This window comes from Rhizobium sp. L51/94 (assembly GCF_019355555.1).
GTDB classification, from domain to species: domain Bacteria; phylum Pseudomonadota; class Alphaproteobacteria; order Rhizobiales; family Rhizobiaceae; genus Rhizobium; species Rhizobium rhododendri.
Genome location: NZ_CP072141.1, coordinates 3,467,329 through 3,481,174, shown reverse-complemented (window position 1 = coordinate 3,481,174; position 13,846 = coordinate 3,467,329). Strand labels below are relative to the sequence as shown.

The following is a 13,846-nucleotide window of genomic DNA, read 5'->3' as shown; positions in this document are numbered from 1 at the left end:
GTTATCGCGTCAGTGGCGATATTGCTGGATGCGCGTGGTGCGCAGGCCGGCAAGACCATGGCTGCTGATGGAGGACTGCCAAGACAGAAACTCCTCGACCGTCAGCGTATAGCGGTCACAGGCTTCTTCCAGGCTCAACAGGCCACCGCGCACAGCCGCGACAACCTCAGCTTTACGGCGGATGACCCAGCGCCGCGTATTGGGCGGGGGCAGGTCAGCAATCGTAAGGGGGCTGCCATCGGGGCCGATGACGTATTTCACCCGGGGACGTATCATTTCGGTCATTGGACTCTCTACACACACTCAAGACCACTTCCAGGACTGTATCTCGCCACATTTAAAAATTGACTAAGCCCTCAGTAACACTTTGATAACAATTTTACGGAGTGTGGCGCGCAAGTGATTTGCGGCGGCTTTCCAATCGTCGCCGATCGCCGCCAAGTCCTTATGTTCGCGCAGAAACTGGCTGATTCGCGGGATTTCTTTTAAGTCGCTAATTCAGTATTTTGTGTTTTTGAGCAGCAGTGAACAGCTGAAATTATTTTGTATTTTTTCAATGGCATCCAGCTGATCTCTCAGAGATTGGCGCAAACTGGTGGATCGTTGGGCGCGCTTTTCGGTGCGGAGGCGAGGTCGGGGGATGCGTTCGGTGCCGGCCGAGCCATTGACCGGCAGTTTTTGGATCTGCCGGCCTCTCCGTTAATTTCTCAAAGCCGGACTATGGTTATCTCCGTTTTACCGGCGCCGAAATCGTATTGCGCCGTGCCGGAATGAAGCAAGGTCAGCAGATCGCCGGCGTTAAGGATGGCCAATCCCACGCCGCTGTGGCGAAACGGGTTGCTGCTTGCCACGGCACTGGCGGTGGCAAGCGTGGTGCTGCCGTTGGCGACAAGGCTGGCGGAATGCCCAGCGGAGGTGAGGATGCTTGCGCTCAATGATAGAAGATAAAGACCTGCGGCCGGCACCACGAGGCGATTGCCGAGGCTGCTACCGAGGCTCGTGCCGAGTGCGAAGCCGCCACGCGCGGCGCTCAACTGTGTAAAGCCGGTCTGGCTGCCGCTCGACGGTGTCAGCGCGCCGACGGCGAGCGATGCACGCGCGGCCGGTTGTTGCGGCATGTCGACGATGCCCTGCGGCGACACTGACAGCCCGGTCTGCCATGTCCCACCGTCCGGGCTGACCTTGATGGAGAAACTGTCGTTGCCCGCCAGTCCCAGTTCCGCGCGCCCAGACCAACCGGTCTGGAAGAGCAGTGAGGCAGTGTCGCCGGAAGAGTTCTTGTTGACCTTGATCTGGTGGCCGTTGCCGGCATTGTTGAACAGCGTTGCTGCAGCGCTGACGGTGAGGCGGTTGGTGGCATCGGTAGACGCATTGATGCCGAGCGCAGACATCGTGCCCTCGGATGGGAGGCTCATTTCGCTCCAGGTGCCGCCTTCGAGGACGCGAAGGCGGTTGTCGGCCTTGAACCAGGCGCGCCAGCCGGTGCGGGGCTGCAGAAAAATCCAGGCTCCGTCCTGCCTGAGAGCCAATTGTGCGGATTTGCCTGACCAGATGCCTGTCGCCGCCGACGCGACGAGATAGCAGTCGCCCTCGCTGATGGGGTCGGGCGGTGGCGATGAGCGGGTCGCAGTGATGGCGAGCTGGACCATGGCATCCAGCCGTTGCAACGCTTCGTTATGGGTGACGTGCTTTTGAGCCTGGGATGGCAGGATATAGGGCAGGGATAGGTTGGCGGTCTGGTCTGACATGGGCATCTCCCGCGGTGTGGGCCGGAGCTTTCAGGTCAGCTTGCCGGCGTCATTCACCGTGGAGTTTAAAGCCGATGGAGGGTGCGGGGATGAAAAACGCTAGTCGGCGTTGTTTTTGCTGGATTTTCCGGACGGTTTATCCCCCGGAAGCTGTATTCCGTGCGCCCCATGAGATGAAGTCGGGGTTGGCGAAGTCGCTGTCGGTCGGCTGGTTTCGCTTGCCATAGCCGAGCGGTTTGCCATCGAGGGTGACTGTCGTTCCGCCTGCTGCGCGAAGCACGGCATCGCCGGCGGCCGTGTCCCATTCCATCGTCCTTGCGAAACGCGGATAAACGTCCGCCTTGCCTTCGGCGAGCAGGCAGAATTTCAGCGAGGAGCCGATCATCGTGCAGGCGCTGACGGCGTTGTCGGAGAGAAAGTCGTCGGTTCGGTCGTTGCCGTTGCAGCGGCTGGCGAGCCCCGTCAGCGTTTTACCAGCCTGGCGCGCGGTGATCGGCGTGCGGCTGGCGATCCTGAAGTCGGCATCCACCACCAGCTTTTCAGCCACGCCATCCTCGCCTGTGAAGGCCACGCCGAGGGCAGGGGCATAGACGATTCCGGCAACAGGTTTGCCGTCAACGATATAGGCTATGTTGACGGTAAATTCGTCGCGATGCTCGATGAATTCACGTGTGCCGTCGAGCGGATCGACCAGGAAGAACGGCGTCGTGCCGGTTGCCGGACTGTAGCCAGCGGCCACTGCCTCTTCCGCGATGACGGGAATGTCCGGAAAAGCCGCCGCAAGATGGGCAAGGATGATCACCTCCGCCCTCTCATCCGCAACAGTTACGGGCGACAGGTCGAGTTTCCGGGTCACCGCATGTCCGGAGCGGTAGACGGCCAGAATGGCCTGACCCGCTTCCAACGCGGCTTTTTCAAATACTGCAAGCATGATCCTCTTTTACGCCATCCTTGGTCTCGGTGCCAAGGGAGTGCTTGGGCAGGGGCAGCCTCAACTCGCCATGGGCGAGTGAGATCCTGTTGCCAAAAATATCAGTAAAAATCAGCTTCGCTTCACTATCGAAAAATACCTTATTGTTTTTACTTTATGAGGCGAAACTTAATTTTAGATTTTTTACAAAAAAATGACAGAAAAAATTCGCGAATATATAAATAAACTTGAGAGTATCATTTGATTTCTATGATTTTAAATTTTAAAACATAAAAGTTTTTCACCGCACTTCTGAAGGTCCATTCGATCTATGCGATCGATAGAATAAGAAAATTTTATTTTGCTCTACGAGAAATGCGAAAATGTATCAGCAGGAAGAGTACAATACTTCTGTTATGCCGGCAGAATTGAAGTGGATCGACGTCTGTATTGTTGCAACGCGTCGCCCCGATTTGCTGGAGCGGACACTTCGGTCTTTCCACGCAAATCTTTTCAGTGCCTTCAGGATACGCAGGATCATTGCAAATATCGATCCGCTGTTCGGGAGCGAGGCGGATCAAGAGAGATGCATAGCCATCATTCGCCAGTATGACCCGAATGCCTTGATCTCTCTTCCCGAGCGGCCGAATTTCGCGAAGGCCGTCGCTAGCAACTGGCTGGCCAGTTCGACCGACGTCATTCTCCATCTGGAAGACGACTGGCTTCTCAATCGCCCGGTCCGCCCGGATCACCTGCACGCCTTTGTGGATTACCCGTGGATCGGCCAGATCAGCTTCAATCACGCCAACAAGCGATGGGATGTCCGTAAAAATGGGTCATTCTGCTACGCCCTGAAGCACTTCCGGCTGATTGGCATAAAATGCTCCATCGGCCAGAAGAAGCCGACATTTCTGACGGGGCCATCCTTTCTCAGGGGATCCTTCGCTCACCGGTCTGCCGAACTGATGGATTTCGCTCTCGATCCGGAAAAGCAATTTTGCCGAGGGGTCAACCGCCCGCTGGAGCGCTATGCAGCGCAATATCGGAACCTGATCGTCGGCGAGATCGATGCTTATTACATCGAGGATATCGGCCGGAGTTGGAGGAAAGAGCGCAATATCGTCAAGCAGGTGGTTGCAGGCCAGTCCTATTGGACTGGCACAGCGCCCGAGGCGAATGAAGCGCCTGAAATCCGGCTCGTTACAGAATCCGGCTCCAGAGAAATTTAGGAACGATATCTTTCCGGCGCACCGTGACGCGTGGCAGGCGCATCTGGTCAAGGCTGGCGTTTGCCTTGCCTTTGATGGTGGTCGTTGCCGTCAGGAACCCGCTGTCTCGGGCGATTGCCACGACGAGATCATTATGGCTTCCGAACGGGTAGCTGAAAGCCGTCACCGCGCCGCCGCTGATATCCTCGAGTTCGGCCTTGCTGCCTGCCATCTGCTCGCGTGCCTCGGCCTCGCCGAGCAGGCCCAGACGGGCGTGATCGAGGGTATGGGCACCCACCTCCTGGCCGCCAGCCATCCATTCCCGGAGTTCTTCTTTTGTCATGCAAGGGTCGACCGGCATCCTCCCCTCGTCCCACTTGTTATAGCCGCCGACCTGGCGGCTAACGAAATAGGTGGTGGAGGTGAAGCCGAACTCGGCCAGAACCGGCAGGGCATTGTGATGAACGTTGCGGTAGCCGTCGTCGAAAGTGATGCCGACCGCCTTGCCCTTCTTTTCGCCCGACATGTAGAGGCCGAGTTCTGCCATCGAGCAGCCGGTATAGCCAAGCAATTTCAGAGCCCGCATCTGGCTTCGAAAACGCCGCTTGCTGACAAACATATATCGCGACCCCACCCCGCGCGGCGGGGCGTCGGCGATGTGATGATACATGAGTATCGGGAAGCTCCGATTGCTTGCCTTATCGCCGGGTACGACAGTATTCATGACACGATACCAATTTCAGTGATCTGTCGTTTACTTCAAGGCTTAGAGGAATGGTAAGCGGTAATGTGAAATTCGCGTCACAATGCTGATTTTCCACAAGTGCGGAGCTGTTACCCACGCAATATCTCGTTGGTGATATATTTCGAATTCCGATTAGCAGAGTGAGGTCTGCGGTGTCCCCGCGAAAAAGACCGGACCAACTCACTTCTTCCATGTGCCAAGGGAAAAAAGATCATGTCCTTATCAGCGAATTTTAGGTCCTTCGGAGGCTTGTTGTTTTTGCTGCATGTGCGAATGTCTGGCGGGATCGAGTTTGGGACATCGCATGCGTTATTCAGCACTCAACATCTTGAAGCAGGCATTTACCGGCAACCGTGACTGGAAGCCGGTCTGGCGGACGCCGGCGCCGAAGCCGCATTACGACGTGATCATCGTCGGCGGGGGCGGGCATGGGCTGGCGACGGCCTATTATCTCGCAAAGGAGCATGGCATTACCAATGTCGCCGTGCTGGAGAAGAGCTATATAGGCTCCGGCAATGTCGGCCGCAACACGACTATCATCCGCTCGAACTACCTGCTGCCCGGCAACGAGCCGTTCTACGAGCTGTCCATGAAGCTGTGGGAAGGTCTGGAGCAGGACTTCAACTACAATGCCATGGTGTCCCAGCGCGGCATCGTCAACCTGTTCCATTCGGACGGCCAGCGCGACGCCTATGCGCGGCGCGGCAATGCGATGCGGATGCACGGCGTCGATGCCGAGTTGCTCGACCGCGAGCAGGTCCGCAAGATGATGCCATACCTGAACTACGACCATGCCCGCTTCCCCATCCTCGGCGGTCTGCTGCAGAAGCGCGGCGGAACGGCCCGCCATGACGCGGTTGCCTGGGGCTATGCGCGGGGCGCCGATACGCGCGGGGTCGATCTGATCCAGCAATGCGAAGTGACCGGCATCCGGCGGGAAAACGGTCAGGTCACCGGGGTCGAAACGACGCGCGGCTTCATCGGCTGCAACAAGCTGGCACTGGCTGCTGCTGGCAATACCTCGACGCTCGGTCGCATGGCCGATCTCGACCTGCCGATCGAAAGCCATGTGCTGCAGGCTTTCGTGACCGAGGGGCTGAAGCCGGTGATCGACAATGTCATCACCTATGGTGCGGGCCACTTCTATATCTCGCAGTCTGACAAGGGCGGGCTGGTGTTCGGCGCGGATATCGACGGCTACAGTTCCTATGCCCAGCGCGGCAACCTTGCGACGGTCGAGCATACGCTGGAGGAGGGGGTGTCGCTTATCCCCGGACTGTCGCGCGTGCGGGTGCTGCGCGCCTGGGGCGGCATCATGGACATGAGCATGGACGGTTCGCCGATCATCGACCGTACGCCGATCGACAATCTCTATCTGAACTGTGGCTGGTGCTACGGTGGGTTCAAGGCGACGCCTGCCTCCGGCTTTTGCTTTGCGCATCTTATTGCCCGGAACGAGACCCACGACGTCAGCCGGTTTTTGCGGCTCGACCGCTTCGCCCATGGTTTCGAGATCGACGAAGGCGGCAAGGGCCCGCAGCCGAACCTGCATTGAGGGCATGAGATAATGGCAAGCTTGATACACTGCCCGCATTGCGGCATCCGCCCGAAGGAAGAATTCGCGATCCGCGGCGATGCCTCGGTATCGCGCCCGTCGCCCACGGCATCCGACGATGCGTGGAACCGCTACGTCTATATCCGCGACAATCCACGGGGTCGCTACCGGGAACACTGGCACCACGCCTCCGGCTGCCGCCGCTGGCTGGTGGTCGAGCGCAGTAACGTCACGCACGAGGTCTTCTCTGTGACGGATGTCGCCGACGCTGTGCGGGAGGGCGCGGAATGACGGCCTATCGCGTTTCCATCGGCGGTCTTGTCGATCGCGGCACCTCCCTCGGCTTCACCTTCGACGGCAAGCGCCTGCAGGGGCTGGGTGGCGATACTCTCGCCTCCGCACTGCTGGCCAACGACCAGATGCTGGTCGGCCGCAGTTTCAAATATCATCGTCCGCGCGGCATCGTCACGGCGGGATCGGCCGAGCCGAACGCTCTGGTGACCATTGGCAAGGGTGGCCGCACCGAGCCCAATACGCGCGCTACGGTTGCCGAACTCTACCAGGGGCTCGATGCGGTCAGCCAGAATCGCTGGCCGTCGCTGAAGCACGACATCGGCTCGCTCAACAGCTTGCTGTCGCCGTTCCTCGGGGCTGGTTTCTACTACAAGACCTTCATGTGGCCGGCGGCCTTCTGGGAAAAGGTCTACGAGCCGATCATCCGCAAGGCCGCAGGCCTCGGCCGCGCCGTGATGCAGGCCGATCCGGATCGATATGAGAAATCCTGGGCCCATTGCGACCTGCTGGTGGTCGGCGCGGGACCGACTGGTCTGATGGCGGCCCGTACTGCGGCGCGCGCCGGACTGCGGGTCATCCTTGCCGACGAAGGCTTTCGTCTCGGCGGCTCGCTGCTGTCGGAAAAGCTCGCCATCGGCGGGATGAGCGCCGATGCTTTTGCCAAGACCGTGCTTGACGAACTGGCAGGCTTCCCCAATGTCACGCTGATGCCGCGCACGACGGTTTTCGGCTGGTACGACGACAATGTTTTCGGCGCAGTCGAGAAGGTGCAGAAGCACATCGCCATGCCGTCGACGGATCTGCCGGTGGAGCGGCTGTGGCGGATCATTGCCAAGCGGGCAATTGTCGCTACCGGGGCCGAGGAGCGGCCGCTGGTTTTCGGCGGCAACGACCGGCCGGGGGTGATGATGGCTGGGGCCGCGCGCAGTTATCTCAACCGCTACGGTGTTGCCATCGGCCAGAAGGTTGCTGTGTTCACCAATGGTGGCTCCGGCTATCGCACGGCGCACGACCTGATCGCCGCAGGCGTCGAGATCGCCGCGATCATTGACACCCGCCCGGGGACATCGGATGTCGCGCCGAATGGCGTGCGCGTTATCCATGGCGGCACGGTCGTTGCCACCAAGGGCAAATACCGGATCGAGGGTCTGCTTGCCGATCGTGGCGGACTGGACGAGTTCATCGGTTGCGATGCGCTGGCAATGTCCGGCGGCTGGTCGCCGATCATCCATCTCGCCTGCCAGCGCGGCGCCAAGCCCGTCTGGTCGGACGAACGGCAGGCGTTCATGGCGCCGGAGGATACAGGCGGGCTAGTTGTGGCCGGATCTGCCGGCGGTATCGACAGCGTCGCTGGTTGCCTCTCCGACGGTGCGGCGAAGGCTGCCGCCGTCATAGAGAGCCTGGGTTTCAGTGTTCAGGGCCATGACGTGCCCGAGGTCGAGGGCGCGTACGATCCCTCGTTCGCAGCCGCCTGGCACGTGCCCGGCGCGCGGGACAAGGCGTTTATCGACTTCCAGAATGATGTGCATGCCAAGGATATGGGCCTCGCGCTCCGCGAAGGTTTCGGCCATGTCGAGCATGCCAAGCGCTACACCACCAACGGCATGGCGACGGATCAGGGCAAGCTCGGCAACGTCAACGCGGTTGGCATCATCGCCGGCATGCGCGGCGTCAGCCCGGCGGCGGTTGGCACGACGACATTCCGGCCGTTCTACACGCCGGTCTCCTTCGGTGCGATGGCGGGGGCGGCGCGTGGAAAACATGCGCGGCCCGTACGGCAATCGCCACTGCACGGCTGGGCGAAGAAGAACGGCGCAATCTTTGTCGAGGCTGGTGCCTGGTACCGCTCCTCGTGGTTTCCGAGGGGCGACGAAAAGACCTGGCGCGAAAGCGTCGACCGCGAAGTGCTCAACGTCCGCGCCAATGTCGGCATCTGCGATGTCTCGACACTCGGCAAGATCGAGGTGTTCGGCAAGGATGCCGCCGAGTTCCTGAACCGGATCTACAGTAACGCCTTCCTCAAGCTCCCGGTCGGCAAGGCGCGCTATGGGCTGATGCTGCGCGAAGACGGTTTCGTCTACGACGACGGCACGACGAGCCGGCTCGCTGAAAACCATTTCTTCGTGACGACGACGACCGCCTATGCGGGCGAAGTCATGAGCCATATGGAATTCTGCGCGCAGGTTCTCTGGCCCGATCTCGACGTGCGCTTCGTGTCGTCGTCGGACCAGTGGGCGCAGATGTCGGTTGCCGGCCCGAAGGCCCGACTGGTGCTGGAGCAACTAATCGAGGACGATATCTCCAACGAGGCATTCCCGTTCCTGGCCGCAGCCAGCGTGACGCTCAAGGGCGGATTGAAGGGGCGGCTGTTCCGCATCTCGTTCTCCGGCGAACTCGCCTTCGAACTGGCTGTGCCGGCAGGTTTCGGTGAGGCGGTGGCGGATGCGGTGATGGAAGCGGGCAAGGCGCACGACATCTGCGCTTACGGCGTCGAGGCCCTGAATGTGCTTCGCATCGAGAAGGGGCACGTTACCCACAACGAACTCGATGGTCGCACCACGCCCGACGACGTCGGTCTCGGGCGGATGCTGTCGACGCAGAAGGCGGATTTCATCGGCAAGCGACTGTCGACCCGCTTCGGGCTGACGGCGGCGGACCGTGGGCAGCTTGTCGGCCTGAAGCCGGTCGATCACGACAAGGAAATCAAGGCCGGCGCGCATATCCTCAAGGAAGGCGCTGTACCGTCGACGGCCAACGACCAGGGCCATGTGTCATCGGCCTGCTTCTCGCCGGTGCTCGGTCATTCCATCGCGCTCGCCATGCTCAAGTCAGGGCGCGAGCGGATCGGTGAAAAGGTGCTGGTCTGGGATCGGCTGCGCGGCGACGAGTTCCTGGCCGAGGTCTGCAGTCCGGTATTCGTCGATCCGGACGCCCAGAAACTACATGTTTGAGGAGCGGGCCATGCGCGTCGCATTCACCAACCGCCATATCCTGGAAGAGCGGATCGCCGGCTTCCATTCGCAGCCAAGCGTCGATCACCTGTCGATCATCCGCCACGCCGCCATTTTTTCTGTTCTCGCGAATACAGGCCATGAGGCCTGGGCGCTGGCGGCGCTGCGCGCAATGCAGGATGTGTCGGTGCGCAGCGTCGGGCCGGGCGAATGGCTGGTGATTTCCGAGGCACTGGGCGCGGAAAGCCTGGCGCGGGATCTCTCTATGCTCGACGCGGCACGGCTGTCGTTTTTCGAGCAGAGCGACGGACGGACGCTGCTGCGTCTCTCCGGACCGAATGTTCGTGCTATTCTCGCCAAGTGCGTGCCGGTCGATCTGCATCGAGACGTCTTTGCCGAGGGCCAGTCGGGCACCATGCTCTGCTGCCATGTCACCGCCAACGTGGCCCGTACCGGGGCCGATACGTTCGAGATTGCGGTGATGCGCTCCTTCGCGGGAACGGTCTTCGACGAGGTGCTGGAGATGGGTCGCGAATTCAACTTGACGGCTGGTTTCGCAGACTAGGATCATGGCGCGATGAGGACAATCTCCATGTCGCAAATGGAAGTATCGGCTTCGCAGTTCGGGCTATGTGGCCTGAAATTTTGCCTCTAGGCTGATCCTCAATTCGACGGATCGAAGGGAGTTTTTCGGCGGGGATTGCCTTGCCGAACATCCTTTCGCCGGCATCGCACGCCAACCCATTCCAGACTGTTTCGATTGCGCTACCATCTCGCGCATGCAACCGGAGATTATCCATGAAAAGCCATACGAAGGTCGTCGTCATCGGCGGCGGTGTCGTCGGATGTTCGGTCCTCTACCATCTGACGAAATTCGGCTGGACCGACGTGGTTCTGCTGGAGCGCTCGGAGCTGACATCCGGCTCGACCTGGCATGCGGCTGGCGGCATGCACACGATCAACGGCGATCCGAATGTCGCCAAGTTGCAGAAATACACGGTCGAACTCTACAAGGAAATCCAGGAGTATTCCGGCCAGGATATCGGCTTGCACATGACCTCCGGCCTGATGCTGGCGGCAACGCCGCAGCGGTTCGACTGGCTGAAGTCCATCCTTGCCAAGGGTCGCTACAACGGGCTCGAGGCGACGCTGCTGTCGCCGAAAGAGGCGCACGAGATGATGCCGCTTCTCGATCCCGACCAGTTCGTCGGTGCGCTCTACGATCCTGTCGAAGGTCATCTCGACCCCTACGGCACGACGCATGCCTATGCCAAGTCCGCCAAGAAGAACGGCGCAGACATCTACCTCCACACCAAGGTCGAGGATCTCGTTCAGCGCGAGGACGGCTGCTGGCGGGTGATCACGAACCAGGGCGAGATCATCGCCGAGCATGTCGTCAACTGCGGTGGCCTCTGGGCTCGTGAAGTCGGCCGCATGGTCGGCATCGAGCTGCCGGTTCTTGCCATGGAGCACATGTACCTCATCACCGAGGACATGAAGGAAGTCACCGACTTCAATGCCGCGACCGGCAAGGAACTGATGCACTGCGTCGATTTCGATGGCGAGATCTATCTCCGCCAGGAGCGGCAGGGCATGCTGATGGGCACCTATGAAAAGGCCTGTCGGCCTTGGTCGCCGCTGAATACGCCCTGGGATTTCGGCCACGAGTTGCTTGCCGAGGACATCGAGCGGATCACGCCCGAGCTCGAAGTCGGCTTCCGGCATTTCCCGGCTTTCAACAATGCCGGCATCAAGAAGATCATCAACGGTCCCTTCACCTTCTCGCCGGATGGAAACCCGCTGGTCGGTCGGGTGCGCGGCATGACCAATTACTGGTCGGCCTGCGCTGTCATGGCCGGCTTCAGCCAGGGTGGCGGCGTCGGTCTGGCGCTTGCCAACTGGATGATCTACGGCGACCCGGGTTTTGACGTCTTCGCCATGGATGTCTCTCGCTACGGCGATTATGCGACGCTTGCCTATACCAATGCCAAGGTGCGCGAAAACTACCAGCGCCGCTTCTCCATCCGCTATCCGAATGAGGAATTGCCGGCCGGCCGGCCGCTGCTGACGACGCCGATCTACGACAAGCTGAAAGCTGCCGGCGGCGTGTTCGGCGCTTACTACGGACTGGAGCAGGCCCTGTGGTTTGCGCCTGCAGGCGAGGAGGATGCGTTCTCATGGCGGCGTTCGAACGATTTCGACGTGGTCGGCGCCGAAGCCAAGGCGGTGCGCGAGAGCGTCGGCATGATGGAGACATCCGGCTTTGCCAAGTATACGGTCACTGGAGCCGGCGCCGAAGGCTGGCTGGACGGCCTGCTCACCTGCCGCATGCCCGCCATCGGCCGCATGACGCTGGCGCCGATGCTGAAGGACGACGGCAAGCTGATCGGCGATTTCACGCTGGCCAAGCTCGGAGAGGGAGATTTTCTGCTCATCGGCTCCGGCGTCGCCGAATCCTACCACATGCGCTGGTTCGAGGATCGTCTGCCGAACGACGGCTCAGTCGAACTCAAAGCGCTCGGCCTGTCGCTGCTCGGCCTGTCGATTGCCGGACCCAATGCCAGAAAGCTGCTGGAAAAGCTTACTCATCAGGACATCTCCGACGCCGCGTTCCCGTTCATGGAAATCAGGCGAATGGATATCGGCATGGCGCCGGCCATCGTCGGTCGCGTCTCCTATACCGGCGATCTCGGCTATGAGCTGTGGATGAAGCCGGAGTACCAGAACTATCTTTTCGATCTCATCATGGAGGCGGGGAAAGAGTACGGCATCGGGTTGTTTGGACTTCGCGCCCTCAATGCGTTGCGTCTCGAAAAATCCTATGGCAGCTGGTCGCGCGAATACCGGCCACTTTACGGTCCTTACGAGGCAGGCCTCGGTCGATTCGTGGCTCTGTCGAAGGGCGCCGATTTCGTTGGCAAGCAGGCGGCGGCCAGGGAAAAGGCGGAAGGCGGCTCTATGCGGCTGAAAACCTTCATCCTTTCGGCTAGGGATGCTGACGTCATCGGCGACGAGCCGATCTATTACCAGGGAGAGGTGAAGGGCTGGGTGACATCTGGCGGGTTTGCCCATGGCTCCGGTGTCTCGGTGGCGCTCGGCTACGTTCCGAAGGAAATCGCGGATGAGACAGAGGGTTGGTCGATCGAATTGCTCAGCGAATTGCTGCCGGCGAGCCTTCAGTCTGCGCCGCTGTTCGACGCCGACGGCTCGCGCATGCGGTCCTGATTGTCACTGAGCTTTGCTGTCGAACGGGCCTCGCGGGGCCCGTTTCTGTTTGAATATTTTCAGCCTAAAATGCTTTTACGCGCACCAGTGGTTATTTTTCAGCCGGAGCGTGCTTTTTTTGACCATCCTGTGGATTAAAATGCGCCAATCCCTCATTTTCTGAAAAGAATTTATCAACGTACTGTATTTTTGTCTTCACATTCGCGCCGAAAGCGCTATGGATTTTGAGGAATGGATGCCTCTTTTGCAGGCAAACGTTAACCAATAAGAGACGCGAAAAAAATTCGCGTCCAGGGGAAAGAGATATATGGAGTACTTTATCCAGCAGCTCCTTAACGGGCTGACTCTTGGGTCCATCTATGGCCTCATCGCCATTGGCTATACGATGGTTTACGGCATTGTCGGCATGATCAATTTTGCCCACGGTGACGTCTTCATGCTGGGCGGGTTTGCTGCTCTCATCGTCTATCTGGTGCTGACATCGATCTTCATCGGGTTGCCGGTCGCCGTTATCCTGCTGATAATGATGGTCGTCGCCATGCTGGTCGTCAGCCTCTGGAACTGGGTCATCGAGCGCGTTGCCTACAGGCCATTGCGCGGATCGTTCCGCCTGGCGCCGCTGATCACCGCGATCGGCATGTCCATCACCCTGTCGAACTTCATCCAGGTTGCCCAGGGCCCGCGCAACAAGCCTATCCCCGCGCTTGTGCGTGACGTCTATACCATTGCAGGCATCTCCGTATCGCTGAAGCAGATCATCATCCTGATCATCACAGCAGTGCTGCTGGCTGTGTTCTGGTACATCGTCAAGTTCACAGCGCTCGGTCGTGCCCAGCGCGCCACCGAACAAGACCGCAAGATGGCCGCGCTGCTTGGCATCAACGTCGATCAGACGATTTCCATCACCTTCATCATGGGCGCAGCGCTCGCTGCCGTCGCGGGTACCATGTACCTCATGTATTACGGTGTGGCCTCGTTCACCGATGGCTTCACCCCCGGCGTCAAGGCTTTCACCGCGGCGGTTCTCGGCGGGATCGGTTCCCTCCCGGGGGCTGTGCTTGGCGGGGTGCTCATCGGCCTCATCGAGTCGCTATGGTCTGCCTATTTCACCATCGCATACAAAGACGTCGCAACCTTTGCGATCCTGGCCTTCGTGCTGATCTTCAAGCCGACTGGTATCCTCGGACGGCCTGAAGTCGAGAAGGTTTAA

The 13,846-nt window shown here is 59.8% G+C and carries 11 protein-coding genes; 7 read left to right on the top strand and 4 right to left on the bottom strand.

Annotated elements, in window-relative coordinates:
• Positions 1–9 precede the first annotated feature (9 nt).
• The 3 genes from J5274_RS16950 to cysQ form a co-directional block, all read right to left on the bottom strand.
• Entirely contained in the window at positions 10–285 is a 276-nt protein-coding gene (locus J5274_RS16950; protein WP_111222512.1) for a DUF1153 domain-containing protein, read from the bottom strand.
• Positions 286–707: 422 nt separating this feature from the next.
• On the bottom strand, positions 708–1,748 hold the full coding sequence (locus J5274_RS16945; RefSeq protein ID WP_142823520.1) for a DUF2793 domain-containing protein: 1,041 nt from the start codon (positions 1,746–1,748) through the stop codon (positions 708–710).
• A gap of 136 nt (positions 1,749–1,884) precedes the next feature.
• Entirely contained in the window at positions 1,885–2,679 is a 795-nt protein-coding gene (gene cysQ, locus J5274_RS16940) for a 3'(2'),5'-bisphosphate nucleotidase CysQ (RefSeq protein WP_142823519.1), read from the bottom strand.
• Between the two features lie 362 nt (positions 2,680–3,041).
• Here cysQ and J5274_RS16935 point away from each other — a divergent pair, with 362 nt between their 5' ends.
• On the top strand, positions 3,042–3,887 hold the full coding sequence (locus tag J5274_RS16935; protein WP_219274690.1) for a glycosyltransferase family 2 protein: 846 nt from the start codon (positions 3,042–3,044) through the stop codon (positions 3,885–3,887).
• On the opposite strand, the gene J5274_RS16930 is transcribed toward J5274_RS16935, so the two are convergent.
• Positions 3,859–4,485 carry a polysaccharide deacetylase family protein gene (locus J5274_RS16930; RefSeq protein WP_224127779.1) on the bottom strand — a complete coding sequence of 209 codons (627 nt, stop codon included), beginning with the start codon at positions 4,483–4,485 and terminating at the stop codon, positions 3,859–3,861. The genes J5274_RS16935 and J5274_RS16930 overlap by 29 nt on opposite strands.
• A 430-nt stretch (positions 4,486–4,915) precedes the next feature.
• On the opposite strand from J5274_RS16930, the gene J5274_RS16925 reads away from it, so the two are divergent.
• The 6 genes from J5274_RS16925 (at position 4,916) to J5274_RS16900 (ending at position 13,846) form a co-directional block, all read left to right on the top strand.
• On the top strand, positions 4,916–6,166 hold the full coding sequence (locus tag J5274_RS16925; RefSeq protein WP_142823516.1) for a sarcosine oxidase subunit beta family protein: 1,251 nt from the start codon (positions 4,916–4,918) through the stop codon (positions 6,164–6,166).
• A gap of 12 nt (positions 6,167–6,178) precedes the next feature.
• Positions 6,179–6,457: a sarcosine oxidase subunit delta gene (locus J5274_RS16920; protein ID WP_142823515.1), complete on the top strand. Its 279-nt coding sequence runs from the start codon at positions 6,179–6,181 to the stop codon at positions 6,455–6,457.
• Positions 6,454–9,411, top strand: a complete 2,958-nt coding sequence (locus J5274_RS16915) for a sarcosine oxidase subunit alpha family protein (protein ID WP_142823514.1) — start codon at positions 6,454–6,456, stop codon at positions 9,409–9,411. The genes J5274_RS16920 and J5274_RS16915 overlap by 4 nt, the downstream gene beginning before the upstream one ends.
• A 10-nt stretch (positions 9,412–9,421) precedes the next feature.
• Positions 9,422–9,976 (top strand): sarcosine oxidase subunit gamma, encoded by a 555-nt coding sequence (locus J5274_RS16910; RefSeq protein WP_142823513.1) that lies wholly within the window; start codon positions 9,422–9,424, stop codon positions 9,974–9,976.
• A gap of 233 nt (positions 9,977–10,209) precedes the next feature.
• A complete protein-coding gene (locus J5274_RS16905) occupies positions 10,210–12,636 on the top strand; it encodes an FAD-dependent oxidoreductase (protein ID WP_219274689.1) in 2,427 nt (808 codons plus the stop codon).
• 307 nt (positions 12,637–12,943) lie between these two features.
• Entirely contained in the window at positions 12,944–13,846 is a 903-nt protein-coding gene (locus tag J5274_RS16900) for a branched-chain amino acid ABC transporter permease (RefSeq protein WP_142823511.1), read from the top strand.

Excerpts from the sequence above, each read along its gene's own strand:
- J5274_RS16925 (WP_142823516.1), top strand. The coding sequence starts at position 4,916 with ATGCGTTATTCAGCACTCAACATCTTGAAGCAGGCATTTACCGGCAAC.
- J5274_RS16900 (WP_142823511.1), top strand. The coding sequence starts at position 12,944 with ATGGAGTACTTTATCCAGCAGCTCCTTAACGGGCTGACTCTTGGGTCC.
- J5274_RS16910 (WP_142823513.1), top strand. The coding sequence starts at position 9,422 with ATGCGCGTCGCATTCACCAACCGCCATATCCTGGAAGAGCGGATCGCC.
- J5274_RS16935 (WP_219274690.1), top strand. The coding sequence starts at position 3,042 with ATGTATCAGCAGGAAGAGTACAATACTTCTGTTATGCCGGCAGAATTG.
- J5274_RS16945 (WP_142823520.1), bottom strand. The coding sequence starts at position 1,748 with ATGTCAGACCAGACCGCCAACCTATCCCTGCCCTATATCCTGCCATCC.
- J5274_RS16915 (WP_142823514.1), top strand. The coding sequence starts at position 6,454 with ATGACGGCCTATCGCGTTTCCATCGGCGGTCTTGTCGATCGCGGCACC.
- J5274_RS16930 (WP_224127779.1), bottom strand. The coding sequence starts at position 4,485 with ATGTTTGTCAGCAAGCGGCGTTTTCGAAGCCAGATGCGGGCTCTGAAA.
- J5274_RS16920 (WP_142823515.1), top strand. The coding sequence starts at position 6,179 with ATGGCAAGCTTGATACACTGCCCGCATTGCGGCATCCGCCCGAAGGAA.
- cysQ (WP_142823519.1), bottom strand. The coding sequence starts at position 2,679 with ATGCTTGCAGTATTTGAAAAAGCCGCGTTGGAAGCGGGTCAGGCCATT.
- J5274_RS16905 (WP_219274689.1), top strand. The coding sequence starts at position 10,210 with ATGAAAAGCCATACGAAGGTCGTCGTCATCGGCGGCGGTGTCGTCGGA.
- J5274_RS16950 (WP_111222512.1), bottom strand. The coding sequence starts at position 285 with ATGACCGAAATGATACGTCCCCGGGTGAAATACGTCATCGGCCCCGAT.